We start from the raw sequence: 16589 nt of genomic DNA, 5'->3' as shown, positions 1-16589 counted from the left end.
GTTTTTAGGGAAGATTACAAATTAGGATCTATTTTGTTGTCATTTTTAAAATCTGATGAAAAATCTTGATCTTTTATTATTTTGTTTAAAATATTTCTTGTTTCATTAATATAATAATCAACACTATCTTGTGGTAATTTAGTTTGAGCTTTTACAAAGAAAATATTTCCAATAAATAAGAGAGTAAATAATAATTTCATATTTTCTATTAATTTAACTTCAAATATAATTATTCTAACTTCTCAATTTCCTTTATTTCCCGTACTTTTGTAAAAATTTTATTTCCTTGGAAAATTTCAGAATGATTGCGAAAACCTTTTTTGGTTTCGAAGAAATATTAGCGCAAGAATTAAAAGCGTTGGGTGCGGCAGATGTTAAAATTCAAAACCGAATGGTTGAATTTAATGGCGATTTAGGTTTCATGTACAAAGCAAATTACAGCTTGCGTACTGCACTTCGTATACAGAAGCCAATTCTTTCGTTTTCTGCGAAAAATGATCATCAATTGTACGAGAAATTCAAAAAATTCCATTGGGAAAATTATTTGAATGTCGATCAAACTTTTATGATTGATCCAACTGTACATTCAGATTATTTTACACATTCGCATTACGCAGCGCTTAAAGTGAAAGATGCTATTGTAGATCGATTCAAAGAAAAAAATGGTCGTCGTCCAAGTATTGATAAAGATTTTCCAGATGTACGTTTTAACTTACATATTTCGCACGATAAAATTACGTTGTCGTTAGATTCTTCGGGAGAATCTTTACACAAACGTGGTTATCGAGAAGAAACTGGTCCAGCTCCAATTAACGAAGTTTTAGCAGCAGGTCTGTTGTTGCAAGCGGGTTATGATGGAAAAGGAAATTACCTTGATCCGATGTGTGGTTCGGGAACAATGTTGATTGAAGCGGCGATGATTGCGAATAATATTCCGCCACAAATTCATCGTAAGCATTTTGCTTTTCAGAATTGGCCAGATTATGACGAAACATTGTTTACACAAATTCGTAATACGCGTCTAAATCGAATCAAAGAATCTGAATATAAAATTGTTGGGTATGAAATTTCTCCAATGATGGTAAAAATTGCGCAGATGAATATAAAATCTGCTGATTTAGAAGATTTCATCGAAGTTAGAAATCAAGATTTCTTTACATCTAAAAAGGAATTGTTCCCAGTTTTATTGGTGTTCAATCCTCCTTATGACGAACGTATCGAAAATAATAACCAAGAATTTTATAAACAAATTGGTGACACGTTAAAATCGAGTTATCCAAATACATTGGCGTGGTTTATCACATCAGATTTACAAGCCAAAAAATATGTCGGTTTACGTCCTTCGAAAAAGGTAAAAGTGTTTAACGGTAAGTTAGAATGCGACTTTTTACAATACGAAATGTACGAAGGAAGTAAAAAAACTAAAAATCAAAATTAAGAGAAGTGAGTCAATTTATAAAAGAAATTTGTCAAGATCAAAAAGTATATCTTTTAACTTCTGAAGAAGGTTTTGCTATTTCGTATTCGGAAGAGTTTGAGTACGAAGATGGCTCTAATTTAGAAGTAATTTGCTTTTGGTCGAATACAGATTTAGCTGAAAAAGCGAAACAAAATCAATGGGCAAATCATACAATTGATTCGATAGATTTGAATACTTTTTTAGAAGAATGGTTGTTCGGAATGATTGAAGAAGTTTCTTTGGTTGGAATTAATTTTGACGAAACTTCGAAAGGAGAGGAGCAAAGTCCATTGGATACTATTTTGGCAATTGTTCACGAATTGAAACAATCAAAATCAACTTTCAAATTGAATCATTTTAAGAGTTTAGATGAAATTCAGAAAGTGACATTAGAGTTGAAAGAATCATTCAATCAATAATATATTTTGGGAAAAGAAGATTTGCAACTTTCGATAATTATTGCCGTTTACGAACGTCAAGATGAATTGACAGAATTATTGTCAAGTTTAGCGAAACAAACGGATAAGTTATTCGAAATTATTATTGTAGACGATGGCTCTCAAAATAAATTGGATACAGTTTGTGCTAAATTTGAAACTCAATTAGATCTTCATTATTATTACAAAACAAATTCAGGTCCAGGAAAATCGAGAAATTATGGAATGGAGAAAGCGAATGGAAATTATTTCATTTTCTTAGATTCTGATACGATTATTCCTTCAACTTATATTGAATCGGTTAAAAAAGAATTGACAACTAATTTTGTTGATGCTTTTGGCGGACCAGATGATGCAGATGACTCGTTTACAGATTTGCAAAAAGCAATTACTTTTTCGATGACTTCTTTCTTAACAACAGGAGGAATACGTGGAGGAAAAAAGCAAATTGGTAAATTTCAGCCACGTAGTTTTAATATGGGAATTTCACGAAAAGCGTACGAAAAAACGGGTGGATTTGCTGATTTACGTGTTGGAGAAGATCCAGATTTATCAATGCGTTTGTGGGAAAATGGTTTTGATACACGATTGTTTCAAGATTCGAAAGTGATTCATAAACGTAGAACTTCGTTAAAGAAATTTGCAAAACAAGTCTATCAATTTGGAGTTGCGCGCCCAATTCTTAATCAACGTCATCCAAATTATATCAAACCAACTTTTTGGATTCCGAGTTTATTTTTTGTTGGAACTTTAGTTGCGTTTCTATTTCTATTGTTGAGTTTTATTCTTCCGAAACATCAATTTATCCTACAAATTCCGTTTGTTTTGTGGTTAATTTACATGTTTTTGATTTTTATTTTCTCGACAATTCGTTTCAAATCTGCGGTAGTTGGTTTATTATCGATTCAAACAACTTTAATTCAATTTTTCAATTATGGTTATGGATTTTTAGAAAGTCAATTCAGGTTGAATATTCTTAAACAAAATCCTAAAATGGCTTTTCCGAGTCATTATCATATCGATTAAATATAAAAAATAAAGGTCAAGATTTCTCTTGACCTTCTTAATTTCAAAGCATTGCTTTGACATCTAACTTAAAATACTAATAAGCTCAAATTTAACATTTATTGTTGAAATTAAACTATAAATGACTTGTTATATTTTGTTAATCAATTCGTTAAAATATATTTATTAAATAGATTTCAAGTAGAATATCGTAATAATTGATTAATTTTCTAAAATAGTTAGTTGTTTAGAAATCTATTCTCTTTAAAGTTATTTAGGTTCAAAAATTTTTATTTTAGCTATTTATACTTGTTCCATTCAATCTTTTCGGTCAGTTCTCTCAAATATTTCGTAATTTTGCAGACTTAAATTAGAGTAATGCGTACAAAATCGACTGGAAAAAAGAAAATTAATGTAATTACGTTAGGATGTTCTAAAAATGTATACGATTCTGAGGTGTTAATGGGACAGCTGAAAGCCAATGGGAAAGAGGTTGTACATGAGCAATCTGGGGAAATTGTGGTGATTAATACTTGTGGTTTCATTGATAATGCAAAGGAGGAAAGTGTTGATACAATTTTAGATTACGTGCAACGTAAGGAAGATGGTTTGGTGGAAAAAGTTTTCGTGACAGGATGTTTGTCAGAGCGATACAAACCAGATTTAATTGAGCAAATTCCAAATGTTGACCAATATTTTGGTACGCGAGAATTACCACTTTTATTAAAAGCTTTAGGAGCAGATTATAAGCACGAATTGGTTGGAGAACGTTTAACAACAACTCCTCGTCATTATGCATATCTTAAAATTGCTGAAGGTTGTGATCGTCCTTGTTCTTTCTGTGCAATTCCTTTGATGCGTGGAGGAAATGTTTCTCGTCCAATCGAAGATTTAGTTACAGAAGCTACTAAATTGGCAAAAAATGGAACAAAAGAGTTAATTTTGATTGCACAAGATTTAACGTATTATGGTTTAGATATCTATAAAAAACGTGAATTAGCATCATTATTAAAAGAATTAGTTAAGATTGAAGGTATCGAATGGATTCGTTTACATTATGCATTTCCAGCTGGTTTTCCAGAAGATGTTTTGGATGTAATTCGTGAAGAACCTAAAGTTTGTAATTATATTGATATTCCGTTACAACATATTTCAACAAAATTATTAAAATCAATGCGTCGTGGTACAACACACGAAAAAACGAATGCTTTGTTAGACGCAATGCGTACAAAAGTTCCTGATATGGCGATTCGTACAACATTGATTTGTGGATATCCAGGCGAAACAGAAGAAGATTTTCAGGAAATGAAAGCTTGGGTACAAGAGCAAAAATTTGATCGTTTGGGATGTTTTACTTATTCTCACGAAGAAAATACGCATGCCTATAATTTAGAAGATGATGTACCAGAGGAAGTAAAACAACAACGTGTTGAAGAAATTATGGAAATTCAATCTCAAATTTCGTATGATTTGAATCAAGAAAAAATTGGAAAACAATTTAGAGTAATGATTGATCGTAAGGAAGGTGATAACTTTATTGGACGTACAGAATATGATTCGCCAGACGTTGATAACGAAGTTTTGATTTCTGCAATTGATACCTATTTACCAGTTGGTGATTTTGTAAATGTAGAGATTATTGAAGCGTACGAATTCGATTTAATTGGTAAAGTGATTGATTAATCAATTCGAGATAAAAACAAAAAACCACTCAATTTGAGTGGTTTTTTTTATGTTTAATTTTTAGCGTTATTGCGACGTTTTTTCTTTAAACGATTCGTTTGAACTAATTGTTTATGTTTTGGATCTTTTAACTTGTCCACTAAAACTTGTAAATGAATTTCTTCTTTTTTTGCCTTTTTAGCCATTTTTCTTGGTTTTAAATTTGATTTAAATTAATCATTATTTTTCAAGTTTTCAAATTTAAAGTTTTAATTATAAAATATTTAACGTTTATTTTTTAGGTTTTGCTCCCATATGAAATACTAATTTACCGCCATTTACGATATCAAAATGATTTAAATTGAACGAAGAGTAAGACTTTCCATTAAGTTCTATTTTTTGAATGTAGACATTTTTCTTCGATTGATTTTTGACTTCAATTTCAAATTGTTTACCGTTTTCTAGATTTAAAATGGCATGATCTACCAATGGGCTTCCAATTGCGTAATCTGTCGATCCTTGTTGAACAGGATAAAAACCAAGTGCACTAAAAATATACCACGCACTCATTTGTCCTGTGTCATCATTTCCGCCCAAACCATCTGGTGTAGGTTTGTATTGCATATCTAAAATCATTCTAATTTTTTCTTGTGTTTTCCAAGCTTGTCCAGCCCAATTATATAAATAGGCAACATGATGAGCGGGTTCATTTCCATGAACATATCCACCAATAATTCCTTCTCGAGTAATATCTTCTGTATCAGCAAAATATTCGTCAGGTAAATGCATTGTAAATAATTCATCAAGCTTTTCACCAAATTTCTTTTTGCCACCCATCGCATTGATCAATCCATCAGGATTTTGGGGAACAAAGAAGCTGAAATTCCATGAGTTACCTTCTATAAATCCTTGTCCATGCGTATTCAAAGGTTCAAATTCTTTTTTGAAACTTCCATCTGCTAATCGAGGACGCATAAATCCGATTGAAGCATCATAATTATTTTTCCAATTTTCTGAACGTTTCATAAATGTTTCATACACATCCATTCTGTTCAATTTTTTGGCAGCTTGCGCGATCGACCAATCATCAAACGCATATTCTAACGTATTCGAAATTGATGTTCCATTTTTCTCGGCTGGTATAAAACCTTTGTAGATATAATCACCAATTCCTTCATAATCTCTTTTGTTCGCCGTAACAATACATGCATCTAAAGCAGCATTTGCATCACCATTATAAACTCCCTTTACAATTGCATCTGCAATAACCGTAACCGAATGATATCCGCTCATACACCAATTTTCGTTTGCATAATGCGACCAAATTGGTAGCATTTTTATTGGATTTTGTTCATAATGTTTCATCATCGATTTTACCATATCATTGTTACGTTTTGGTTGAATGATATTAAACAATGGATGTAAAGCGCGATAAGTGTCCCAAAGTGAGAAAGTTGTATAATTTGTAAAATCTTTTGCTTGATGAATTTCTTGATCTAAGCCTTTGTATTGACCATTTACATCCATGTAAGTTGTTGGATTGATAAATGTATGGTACATCGCTGTATAGAAATTTATTTTATCGTTTTCTGAAGCTTTGATCTGAATGCGATTCAATTCTTTGTTCCAATTTTCTTTGGCTTCATTTTTTACTTGTTCAAAATTCCAATGTGGAATTTCTGTTATCAAATTTTCTAAAGCATTGGTTTGACTGACAGGAGAAATAGCAAACTTTATTTTTACTTTTTCATTTTGTTCTGTATCGAAATCAAAAAACATTTTAATTTTTTTACCTTCAATCAAAGGGAAATTTTGTGTTTCGTTCCATTTTCTCCAAAATCCTTTATAATCGACTTGACCATCTTCATTTTTTTGACCATAATTTTTAAATGGTTTAGAAAAAGTCATCGCAAAATAAACTGTTCTATTTCTTGCCCAACCTCGTGTTTGTCGATAACCAGTAACTAATGTATCGTTCACAACTCTTACATACGTCCAAGTATTTTTGTCATCGTAATTGTAAATTCCCGCATTCAAATCAAAAATAATATGCGATTGAGTAGATTTTGGAAAAGTATATTGATGAAAACCAACTCGAGTAGTAGCGGTCATTTCAGCCCAAATGTTATAGTCCTCCAATTTTACTTTGTAATATCCGGCTTCAGCAAATTCATTTTGATGAGAAAACCTTGAACGATAACCACTTTCAGGATGTTGAGCAGTTCCGGGATTTAATTGCAATTTACCTACTGTTGGCATAATCAAAAAATCACCTAAATCAGAATGTCCTGTTCCATTAAAATGAGTGTGACTAAAACCTGTAATTGTTTTATCTTCAAAACGGTAACCAGCACAATAATCATATACTTTTGGATTATATTTATGATTGACAGAATAGGGAATAGAGTCGGTTTCGGGACTCAATTGTACAGCACCAAAAGGCACAGTTGCACCTGGAAATGTATGTCCCATTTTTTCGGTTCCAATCATTGGATTGACATATTTGACTAAGTTTTGTTGTTGTGCAAATCCTAAATTGTAGAGAGAAAACAGTGTGATTAATAATTTTAATTTCATCGATTTCGTTTTCAAGTATTAATTTAATCTAAAGTTAATAGAAATCATCGAAATCAAAAAAAGAAAGGAAAGCTTTTGAATTTCCTTTCGAATCTTTATTTATTATAAAATCATTTCGGGAATTTCTCCTTCAATAATTAATTTTCCTTCAGTTGCATTTTTGATATCTTCCACAGAAATTCCTGGTGCTCGCTCTAATAATTTGAAACCACCTTCTGGTAAAACTTCTAAAACAGCTAATTCAGTAACAATTTTTTTGACACATTTTATTCCTGTTAAAGGAAGTGTACATTCTTTTAGAAGTTTAGATTCTCCTGCTTTGTTCACATGTTGCATCGCTACAATAATATTATCAGCCGAAGCCACTAAATCCATTGCACCGCCCATTCCTTTTACCATTTTTCCAGGAATTTTCCAGTTGGCAATGTCTCCATTCTCCGAAACTTCCATTGCGCCTAAAATAGTTAAATTAATTTTTCGGGCTCTAATCATTCCAAAACTCATTGCCGAATCAAAGAAAGCTGATCCGGGCAAAGTGGTGATTGTTTGTTTACCAGCATTAATAAAATCAGGATCTTCTTCACCATCAATAGGAAAAGGTCCCATTCCCAATAAACCATTCTCAGATTGTAAAACAACGTTTACATTTTCAGGAATATAATTAGCAACCAATGTCGGAATTCCGATTCCTAAATTTACATAATATCCGTCTTTTACCTCTTTTGCAATTCGTTTTGCAATTCCATTTTTATCTAACATTGCTTTTATGGTTTTGGTTGAACAGTTCTGTTTTCAATTCGTTTTTCGTACTTCGCACCCTGAATAATACGATTGACATAAACGCCAGGCGTATGAATTTGATTTGGATTTAATTCACCAACTTCTACTAATTCTTCTACTTCTGCAATGGTAATTTTTCCACACATTGCTGCCGGATGATTAAAATTTGCAGTTGCACCACGAAAAACTAAATTTCCAGCAGTATCACCTTTCCAAGCTTTAACGATTGCAAAATCAGGTTCGAAAGCATATTCTAACAAATATTCTTTCTCAATACCATGAAAAGTAAATTTTCTAATCTCTTTACCTTCAGCAACTTCAGTACCAACTCCTGCAGGAGTAAAAATTGCAGGCATTCCATAACCAGCAGCCATTAAACGAGTTGCTAAAGTTCCTTGTGGAATTAATTCTACTTCTAATTCTCCTGAAAGCATTTGACGCTCAAATTCAGCATTTTCTCCAACATAAGAAGAAATCATTTTTTTGATTTGTCGTCCTTGTAATAATAATCCTAAACCAAAATCGTCTACACCTGCATTGTTACTAATACACGTAAGGTTATTGATTTTTTTGTCTACCAATCCTTGAATCAAGTTTTCAGGAATTCCAGAAAGTCCAAAGCCTCCAACAGCAAGCGTCATTCCGCTTTCTACGCCTTGTAGCGCTTCTTCGATGCTGTTTACTTTTTTGTTTATCATTTTTGTTGTGTTTGATCAAATATAATTCTAATGTTAAAGATAAATAAAAACCATTCATATTTCAATTAACCTACAAAAATCTTAGGTTAACCTCTTAAATTTAGATAACAAAATATCGATATATACTTTTGTTTAGAAGATTATATGAGGACATGATAAAGTTGTGCAAGGCTGAGAATCGAAATTTATTTGAAAATAAATTTATTAGGATAAATGCTTTAAATGATACAAATCCGATTTTGGATTTTGCTTTTATTGATGATGTTGCGTTAAGCGGAATGGGTACTTATCAAAAAGTAATTAAAGAAAGTGGTTATATTATTTTAATGCCTATATTGAATAATATTCACTTGAATATGAATGGTTTTAATTGGAAAATTGAAGTCAATCAATCATTTGTTTATTACTTAGAAAAAGGAACTATAATAGAAATAGAAGGCGATTTGAGCCACGATTTTTCTTATTTCTATGCGTTATTCATCGTAAAAGAAAAACAGCAAATTGCTAAAATGATTGTTCCAATTGATTTGGATAGAGAGAATCGTTTAGAGAAAATAATCCGACATGATTTGTTTAATGTTTTTTTAGGAAAATTTGACTTGAGAAAAGAATCTGAATTACCATTCAAAAGAAACGAAAGAAGTTGGTTAATCATTTCTTTGACAGGTATTTTTGAAGTTCACAATCGTTTAATAGAATCAAGAGATTTATTACAAATAAGATCTGATGAGAATGTTGAATTTGAATCGTTGAGCGAAAATTCTTTGTTAATGGTAATTGATTACTAATGTTAAAAATACATAACAAAATGGAAAGAAAAGATTTTATCAAAAATAGTTTAGGATTATTAGGAGCAAGTTTAATTGTTCCAAAAGTGTTGATGAGTTGCAAAGATTCTACTGTTGTAAATGATTGTGAAGTATGGGCCTCTGAAACAGAAGGTCCATTTCCTACAAAAACTCCGTCGAGTTATATGAGAAGTGATGTAAAAGGCGACCGAACGGGTGTTGATGCAACGATAGAAATTGTGGTGCAAAATGCGAGTAACAATTGTTCTGCTGTAGAGGGAATTATCGTTGATATTTGGCATTGCGACAAAGATGGAAATTATTCTCAATATGGAGGAACGCAAATGCAACAAACCAATTATCAATCCTATAATTTCTTGAGAGGTAGACAAATCACCGATTCTGAAGGAAAAGTGAAATTTACAAGTATTTTCCCAGGATGGTATTCTGGCCGTGCAACGCATATTCATGTGCACATTTACAACGCAAATGGAGTTTCGATAAAAGTGACACAAATCGCTTTTCCAGAAGGTACAAGTAGTGCTGTTGCAACGGTAAATTCGGCTTCATCTTATGGTTATACAAAAGGCTTGACGGGTTATACATATAATGCAAAGGATAATGTTTTTAGTGATGATAAAGAAGGGTTACAAATAGCAACTGTTTCAGGTAGTTTGAGTGCTGGATACACCATTTCATCCAATATTAAAGTTTCAATTTAAAAAGAAAATGGAAAGAAAAGATTTTATAAAAAATAGTTTAGGATTATTAGGAGCAAGTTTAATTGTTCCAAAAGTGTTGATGAGTTGCAAAGACTCTAATGTTGTAAATGATTGTGAAGTATGGGCCTCTGAAACAGAAGGTCCATTTCCTACAAAAAAGCCAGAAGATTTTTTATCTAAAAATATAAAAGGCGATCGAACAGGAGTAGAGGCGACAATCAAAATTAATGTAACCAATGTTGATGAAAGCTGTCAACCTTTAATAGGCGCGATTGTTGATATTTGGCATTGTGATAAAGATGGAAATTATTCGCAATATGGCGGAATGCGTATGCAACCAACCGATTATAAATCGTATAAATTTTTGAGAGGTAGACAAGTAACCGATGAAAATGGAAATGTTGAATTCAATTCTATTTTTCCAGGCTGATACGAAAGTCGCGCAACGCATATCCATGTTCATATTTACGATCAGAAAGGAAAATCATTAAAAGTAACGCAAATTGCTTTTCCAGAAGGTGAAAATTCTGTTGTAGAAATTGTAAATTCAGCCAAAGAATATGGTTATACAAAAGGTTTGAATGGTTATACGTACAATGAGAATGACAATGTTTTTTCGGATGATACAGACGGAAATCAATTGGCAAAAGTGAGCGGAAGTTTAGAAAAAGGTTATACAATTGAGGCAAATATTGTAATTTCTACAGAAAATATAGAGGAAGCAAAAGAGCCAATGGGCGGAGGGCCAGGAATGCCACCACCTCCAGATGGAATGCCTCCTTTTGATAGAAAACCAAAAGATGAAAACAATTAAAAAAATTCAGTTTGCTTATCGTTTACTGATTGATGCTACGACAACATCGATTTGGGAGAAATATGTTTTTGATGCGACGTACAAAGAGTATTATTTGCAAGAGCAACTTTTTCAGCAAGAAACGCATAAAGTAGAAACTTTTCGAGAATTGATGCGCCAAAATAAAAAAGCAGCGCAATTACATTATTTGGTAGGAATGGCGGCGATTCCGTATATCGAACAATTGGAAGGAAATTTGTATCAAATCACAGATAATTTGAACAAAACCCACCTTAATTTTGTAGATTTCGAGTTGGATATTATAAATTCATCTAATCAAAATCATGCAAATCACAAGGTTGCGCTTACATTTTATACCAAACAATATTTCTATTTTGGAGAAGTGAACAATCATTATTTAATTTCTTCGGATGAAGAATTAAAAACTAATATAAAAACATTGATGATTCCAAATAGACAACATTTTTCTATTGTTTCAATTGAATTAGAAGATGAATAAAGTAAAAATTACAAAGAGAGAAATCGTTATTTTCAGCATAGTTTCAATTATATTTCTGTTAATTCCATTTATTGCTGCGCCAAATTTTTCGAGCGATCAATCCATTTTCAAAACAGGTTTTTTTAAGCGAATGCTTTTCGAAAATATCTTGTTGTTAGTGTTCTTTTTGGTGAATTATTTTGTGTTAATTCCGAAATTATATTTTCAGAAACGTTATTTTTTCTATATCGTTATTCTCATCATTTTCTTTTTTGTGGTGTATAAAGTTCCAGAATTTGCGTTTCATTTTAACAAAGTTCCTCCAAAAGCTCCGCCTTTTAATCGTTTTGAGCCTCGAAAACCACCTCGCGATTTTATGATGTGGAGTCCGAAAATTATTATGTTCTTGATGATGGCGATTGTTTCGCTTTTTATTCGACAAAATAAACGTTTTCAGGAAATGAAAAATGAGAAACAATTGTCGGAAATTGCTTATTTGAGAGCGCAAATTAATCCTCATTTTTTGTTCAATACGTTGAATAATATTTATGCTTTAACGCTTCAAAAATCGGATTCTGCTTCGGATGCGGTGATGAAATTATCTAAAATGATGCGATTTGTGGTTTCAGATTCTTCCAAAGATTTTGTGCCTTTGCAACAAGATTTAGATTATATCAAGAATTATATTGAGTTGCAAAAATTGAGATTAACGCACAAAGAATCTGTTATTTTTGAAGTTGAAGGAAATCCTGCCGATTTAAGAATTTCTCCATTAATTTTAATTAATTTTATCGAAAATGCATTCAAATATGGTGTGATTGATGAAGCCTCGCAACCTGTTATTATTTCGATAAAAGTTGAGCAACAAACATTGTTTTTAAACGTTGAAAATACCATTTCGAAAGAGGTGAATCCTGAAACTGAAAAAAGTGAAATTGGTTTGAAGAATACGAAAAAGAGATTAGATTTTTTTTATACAAATCATTATAAATTAACGATTAATGATGATTTATCTAAATTTATTGTTGAACTAAAAATTTTCTTGAATGATTAAAGTAATTGCAATAGATGATGAGCCGTTGGCATTGATGGTAATCGAAAATTATTGTTCGAGAAATGAACATGTTGAGTTAGTAAAAACCTTTTCCAATTTGAAAGATGCGCAGAAATATATCAATCAATTTCCAATCGATTTGATGTTTTTGGATATTCAAATTTCGCGTACAAATGGAATGGAATTTTACAAAAATATGGAGAAGAAAATTCCCGTTATTTTTACCACAGCTTTTGCGGAATATGCGGTTGATGGCTTTAATGTTGCGGCGATTGATTATTTGTTGAAGCCGATAGATTACGATAGATTTGAAGAAGCGGTGAACAAAGCGGTGTTGATTTTGGTGGATAAAAAACTGAATGAAGATAAAGAGTTTTTGACGATTCGAGCTGATTATAAACTGAATAAAATTGCCTACGACGAAATTGATTTTATCGAAGGTTTGGACGATTATGTAAAAATTCATCTCGAAAACGGCAAACGAATTACGGCTCGAATATCGATGAAATCTATTTTAGAAAAACTGCCTGATCAACTTTTTGTGCGTGTTCATCGATCTTATATCGTTTCGATAAAAAAAGTGAAATCAATTCAAAATAAAGTCTTATATTTGAAAGACGAAGAAATTCCGATTGGCGAAACGTATAAAAATGTCATTCTAGAGTTTTTCAAAGTTTAAGTTGTTAGGAAAATGGAAAAAAAAGTGATTAGTCGATTTATCGTAAACATTTTTTTTTCCAATTTTTTTTTAATTCTACTTTCTATTGCGCTCAATATCGAGACGAATATCAAAATTGGTTTACCGTTTAATTCGATTGCGTATTATACTTTTATTAGCACCATTACTGTATTGTTTTATTTGTACGCCTACAGAATTCCAAAATCTTTAAAATCATCTAGTAATCCAAGAACTCAGTTCTACATTACGCATCGTAAATCTGTTCGTATTTACACAGCTATTTTAGCTGTAATCGCTTTAATTTCTGGAATTATTTTAGCGATAAATTGTTTACCGAATTACGAAATATTAACTTGGAAATGGTTGACTGTCTTATCTTTTACAACAATTTTATCCTTTGGTTATTATGATTTCAAATTAGGTATTTCGTTGCGTAAAACGATGTTGTTAAAGCCATTTTTAATTGGCTGGACTTGGGCAATTACAACCGTTTTTTTACCTGTTTTATTTTTGATGTTGAAGAATGAAACGCATTATGTGATTGATGCAAAATTCTATTTTCTATTTTCTCAAACCTTTATGTATTGCGTTGTGAATGCGATTTTGTTTGATTTGAAAGATTATGAAGATGACAGTAATCGAAATTTAAAAACATTTGTTGTCAAATATGGTTATCATTTTACGTTAAACCGCATTATTTTACCCTTAATATTCTTAGGGTTTTTGAGTTTTGTAATTTTTGGAATATGGTATGGATTGCCGCTTCATCGCATTTTGTTTATGTTAATTCCGATTGTTTGTTTAGCTATTTTCGCCTTTAAACTCAATCGTCCAAAAGCCATTTTATATTATTTAATTGCGATTGATGGAATGATTTTATTGAAAGCAATTTGTGGAATTTTAAGCGTAATTTTATTCGAATAATGAATTACAATTTTATCGCGCCATATTATCATTCGTTGAGCCAGTTGATTTTTTTGAATCGTCAACATCAAGCTCATTTTGTTATTTTGAAACATTTGAAAGAGAATGATAAAATATTGTGGGTTGGAGGAGGAGCGGGGAAATTTATCGCTGAAATAGAAAAGTTAAATCTAAAATTGGAGATCGATTATGTTGATTTTTCATCGAAAATGATTGATTTAGCCAAAAAAGAAAAAACGTCAAATTTAAATATCAATTTTATTGTTGCAGATATTTTTGATTTCGAAACGGATAAAAAATATGATGTGGTGATGACAACTTTTTTGTTTGATCATTTTAATCAACCCAAAGCAGAAGAATTATTTAGCCAATTAAATTCGTATTTGAAAGTAGGAGGTTTGTGGTTTTATGTTGATTTTGTACAAAATCAGAAAGGTTGGCAAAAAAGTGTGACGAATCTGATGTTAAGCTTTTTTAGAATTGTTATTGGTTTGGATATTTCTCAATTACCTAGAATGCAACAAAGTTTTCTATCGTATTTTAAAATCGTCGAACACAAATTCTTTTTCAAAAAATATATAGAAAGTATCGTTTATCAGAAGAAATAAAAAAAGCGATTCAATTTATTGAATCGCTTTCATTTTACATATAATCGGTGTCTAATTTACCTTTATTGAACTGAATGATATTCAGTTTATTCATTGCCCAAATGCATGGATACATCGGGTCGAATTCCCATTTCTTAATAGCGAAATTAGGACGTCCACCAAATTTATGGTGATTGTTATGCAAACATTCTCCCCACATTAACCAGTCAATCGGCATCAAGTTTGTCGAAGTATCCCCAACATCGTAATTACGGTAACCTAATTTGTGTGAAAACCAGTTGATGATTACACCATGTAGTGGACTCATTAAAACTTGCATTGGAATGAATACAAAATACGTCCAAAGTGGTGCATCAACAGCAACATAAATCAAAATGTAAATGATAACCCAAGCTAAACGTACAGCATTATTTCCAGCAAATCTATCCCAAGAACGCCAAGAAGGAACGCCTTTTTTGAATTTTTCTAAAACTTGTGTTTTATCGTGGTCAATTTCGTTGTAAACAATACGAGTTCTCCACATCATCGCAAAGAAATTTGGATCATATTGTGGCGAATGTGGATCTTTTTCTGTGTCCGCATATGCGTGATGATGTCTGTGCATAACCCCATATGTGTAGGGACTTAGATAAGATGAACCTTGAAAAATCCACGCTAAAACGTGAAATATTTTTTCCCAAGCTTTTGACATCGTAAACATTGCATGTGATGCATATCGGTGATGAAAAAAAGTTTGGAAAAATAAAGAAGCATACCAATGTATAACAAAGATAATGATTACTGCTGTCATTACTAATTTTAAATTTTTACAAATATAATCGTTAGGATTGTGAATTCCACTAATTAAAATCATAGAACTCATAAAATTATTGATTATTTATAATGAAAAAATTTAATTATAATCTGCTCTAATCAAATAAATTATCCATTTAATAGTAGGTTTTTAAATGTAATTATTTAATACTAAATACGTTGATTAAATAAATGTTAAAGTTATAAACCTAAATAAGCAATTATTTCTCTTGCGACTGCTGCACCAGCTCTATTTGCAAAGAAGATGAAAAGACTTTGAAAGCGAAATATCCAATTGCTTACAAGCATATCAAGAAGTTTGAAACAACAACGAACAAAACAGGAATTGCTTTACCCGAAGTTTTGAAAACAAGAAAACCGTTTTGGTATTCTTGCACCCGAAGAATCGGCAAATATTTTCATTTCCATAAATCCAAGCCAACGACTATTCTTTTCGTTCAGCAAATCGCCTTTGTATCTCAATCAAAGATTGGTTGCCATTCGTGTAAAAAAGAATGATGTTGAGATTGTGTCGGCTTTACTTAATTCAATCGTTTCTCTTTTGATTGTTGAATTAAACGGTGTTTCAAGAAATTTAGGAGCATTGGACTTGAACGCAGACTTTTTCAAAACAAAAATGAAAATATTTGACCCAAGTTTGCTTTCAGACAAACAAAAAGAAAGTATTCTTGCGAAATTTGAAACTATTAGCAAACGACAAATTCAAGATTACGAAAACGAATACAAACAGAAAGACAGAATTGCTTTTGATGAAGCAGTTTTGAAAGCCTACGGCTTCAAAACTGATATTCTTCCGCAACTTTATTCACTTTTAACGGAAACCATTCGCAATAGAGTGGAAATGAAAAATAGGTAAAACTTATACATTTGGTAGCACATTTGCATTTTTCCAACCACACAAAGCCAAACAAAAAATGCAAAAGAGCTACCAAGCCAACGCTCAACAAAGCGACTGAAAAGAGCCACTACCGATAACAAGGGTAACTGTTGCATAACTCCAATTTACAGTAAAAAACAGAATATATGACCTCGTTTAAGCCTTTTTAAGCGAGGTTTATTTTTAGAAAAGTATATTAATGTAAAATTAGGTT

At 31.6% G+C, this 16589-nt stretch carries 20 protein-coding genes; 14 read left to right on the top strand and 6 right to left on the bottom strand.

Annotated features, from left to right (window positions below):
* Positions 1 to 14: 14 nt before the first annotated feature.
* Complete coding sequence (locus tag B3J26_RS06850) at positions 15 to 200, bottom strand: hypothetical protein (RefSeq protein ID WP_291062223.1); 186 nt, start codon at positions 198 to 200, stop codon at positions 15 to 17.
* Between the two features lie 80 nt (positions 201 to 280).
* On the opposite strand from B3J26_RS06850, the gene B3J26_RS06845 reads away from it, so the two are divergent.
* The 4 genes from B3J26_RS06845 (at position 281) to rimO (ending at position 4584) form a co-directional block, all read left to right on the top strand.
* Positions 281 to 1438, top strand: a complete 1158-nt coding sequence (locus tag B3J26_RS06845; protein ID WP_221855924.1) for a THUMP domain-containing class I SAM-dependent RNA methyltransferase — start codon at positions 281 to 283, stop codon at positions 1436 to 1438.
* Positions 1439 to 1443: 5 nt separating this feature from the next.
* Positions 1444 to 1878: a DUF2750 domain-containing protein gene (locus B3J26_RS06840; RefSeq protein ID WP_291073915.1), complete on the top strand. Its 435-nt coding sequence runs from the start codon at positions 1444 to 1446 to the stop codon at positions 1876 to 1878.
* A 6-nt stretch (positions 1879 to 1884) separates the two neighbouring features.
* Positions 1885 to 2922, top strand: coding sequence for a glycosyltransferase (locus B3J26_RS06835; RefSeq protein ID WP_291073914.1), 1038 nt, complete (start codon positions 1885 to 1887; stop codon positions 2920 to 2922).
* A gap of 357 nt (positions 2923 to 3279) precedes the next feature.
* On the top strand, positions 3280 to 4584 hold the full coding sequence (gene rimO, locus B3J26_RS06830) for a 30S ribosomal protein S12 methylthiotransferase RimO (RefSeq protein WP_291073912.1): 1305 nt from the start codon (positions 3280 to 3282) through the stop codon (positions 4582 to 4584).
* Between the two features lie 53 nt (positions 4585 to 4637).
* Here rimO and B3J26_RS06825 read toward each other — a convergent pair whose 3' ends face one another.
* The 4 genes from B3J26_RS06825 to B3J26_RS06810 form a co-directional block, all read right to left on the bottom strand.
* Positions 4638 to 4769 (bottom strand): hypothetical protein, encoded by a 132-nt coding sequence (locus tag B3J26_RS06825; RefSeq protein ID WP_291073911.1) that lies wholly within the window; start codon positions 4767 to 4769, stop codon positions 4638 to 4640.
* An 85-nt stretch (positions 4770 to 4854) separates the two neighbouring features.
* Positions 4855 to 7140: a GH92 family glycosyl hydrolase gene (locus B3J26_RS06820; RefSeq protein WP_291073910.1), complete on the bottom strand. Its 2286-nt coding sequence runs from the start codon at positions 7138 to 7140 to the stop codon at positions 4855 to 4857.
* A 102-nt stretch (positions 7141 to 7242) separates the two neighbouring features.
* Positions 7243 to 7899 (bottom strand): 3-oxoacid CoA-transferase subunit B, encoded by a 657-nt coding sequence (locus tag B3J26_RS06815; protein WP_291069782.1) that lies wholly within the window; start codon positions 7897 to 7899, stop codon positions 7243 to 7245.
* Between the two features lie 5 nt (positions 7900 to 7904).
* Positions 7905 to 8618: a CoA transferase subunit A gene (locus B3J26_RS06810; RefSeq protein WP_291062236.1), complete on the bottom strand. Its 714-nt coding sequence runs from the start codon at positions 8616 to 8618 to the stop codon at positions 7905 to 7907.
* A gap of 152 nt (positions 8619 to 8770) precedes the next feature.
* On the opposite strand from B3J26_RS06810, the gene B3J26_RS06805 reads away from it, so the two are divergent.
* The 9 genes from B3J26_RS06805 to B3J26_RS06765 all read left to right on the top strand — a co-directional run bounded on the left by B3J26_RS06805 (position 8771) and on the right by B3J26_RS06765 (position 14685).
* The gene (locus B3J26_RS06805; RefSeq protein ID WP_291073909.1) at positions 8771 to 9406 is read left to right on the top strand and encodes a hypothetical protein; all 636 of its coding nucleotides are present in this window, start codon (positions 8771 to 8773) and stop codon (positions 9404 to 9406) included.
* A 20-nt stretch (positions 9407 to 9426) separates the two neighbouring features.
* Positions 9427 to 10128, top strand: a complete 702-nt coding sequence (locus B3J26_RS06800; protein ID WP_291073908.1) for an intradiol ring-cleavage dioxygenase — start codon at positions 9427 to 9429, stop codon at positions 10126 to 10128.
* A 7-nt stretch (positions 10129 to 10135) separates the two neighbouring features.
* On the top strand, positions 10136 to 10558 hold the full coding sequence (locus B3J26_RS06795; RefSeq protein WP_260392457.1) for a hypothetical protein: 423 nt from the start codon (positions 10136 to 10138) through the stop codon (positions 10556 to 10558).
* Between the two features lie 147 nt (positions 10559 to 10705).
* Positions 10706 to 10942: a hypothetical protein gene (locus B3J26_RS06790; protein WP_260392456.1), complete on the top strand. Its 237-nt coding sequence runs from the start codon at positions 10706 to 10708 to the stop codon at positions 10940 to 10942.
* On the top strand, positions 10929 to 11441 hold the full coding sequence (locus tag B3J26_RS06785; RefSeq protein ID WP_280046244.1) for a hypothetical protein: 513 nt from the start codon (positions 10929 to 10931) through the stop codon (positions 11439 to 11441). Before B3J26_RS06790 ends, B3J26_RS06785 begins: the two co-directional genes overlap by 14 nt.
* Positions 11434 to 12474 carry a sensor histidine kinase gene (locus tag B3J26_RS06780; RefSeq protein WP_291073907.1) on the top strand — a complete coding sequence of 347 codons (1041 nt, stop codon included), beginning with the start codon at positions 11434 to 11436 and terminating at the stop codon, positions 12472 to 12474. Before B3J26_RS06785 ends, B3J26_RS06780 begins: the two co-directional genes overlap by 8 nt.
* The gene (locus tag B3J26_RS06775) at positions 12467 to 13153 is read left to right on the top strand and encodes a LytR/AlgR family response regulator transcription factor (RefSeq protein ID WP_115000714.1); all 687 of its coding nucleotides are present in this window, start codon (positions 12467 to 12469) and stop codon (positions 13151 to 13153) included. The genes B3J26_RS06780 and B3J26_RS06775 overlap by 8 nt, the downstream gene beginning before the upstream one ends.
* A gap of 12 nt (positions 13154 to 13165) precedes the next feature.
* The gene (locus tag B3J26_RS06770; protein ID WP_291073905.1) at positions 13166 to 14077 is read left to right on the top strand and encodes a hypothetical protein; all 912 of its coding nucleotides are present in this window, start codon (positions 13166 to 13168) and stop codon (positions 14075 to 14077) included.
* A complete protein-coding gene (locus B3J26_RS06765) occupies positions 14077 to 14685 on the top strand; it encodes a class I SAM-dependent methyltransferase (RefSeq protein WP_291073903.1) in 609 nt (202 codons plus the stop codon). Before B3J26_RS06770 ends, B3J26_RS06765 begins: the two co-directional genes overlap by 1 nt.
* Positions 14686 to 14719: 34 nt before the next feature.
* On the opposite strand, the gene B3J26_RS06760 is transcribed toward B3J26_RS06765, so the two are convergent.
* Positions 14720 to 15475, bottom strand: a complete 756-nt coding sequence (locus B3J26_RS06760; protein ID WP_291073917.1) for an acyl-CoA desaturase — start codon at positions 15473 to 15475, stop codon at positions 14720 to 14722.
* A gap of 474 nt (positions 15476 to 15949) precedes the next feature.
* Here B3J26_RS06760 and B3J26_RS06755 point away from each other — a divergent pair, with 474 nt between their 5' ends.
* Complete coding sequence (locus tag B3J26_RS06755; protein WP_291062250.1) at positions 15950 to 16354, top strand: hypothetical protein; 405 nt, start codon at positions 15950 to 15952, stop codon at positions 16352 to 16354.
* The last annotated feature ends 235 nt before the right edge of the window (positions 16355 to 16589 follow it).

It is taken from the genome of Empedobacter sp. UBA5987 (genome assembly GCF_002429865.1).
Taxonomy (GTDB): Bacteria; Bacteroidota; Bacteroidia; order Flavobacteriales; family Weeksellaceae; genus Empedobacter; species Empedobacter falsenii_B.
Note: the sequence above shows the minus strand (reverse complement) of the source record. Positions and strands in the feature narration are given on the sequence as shown.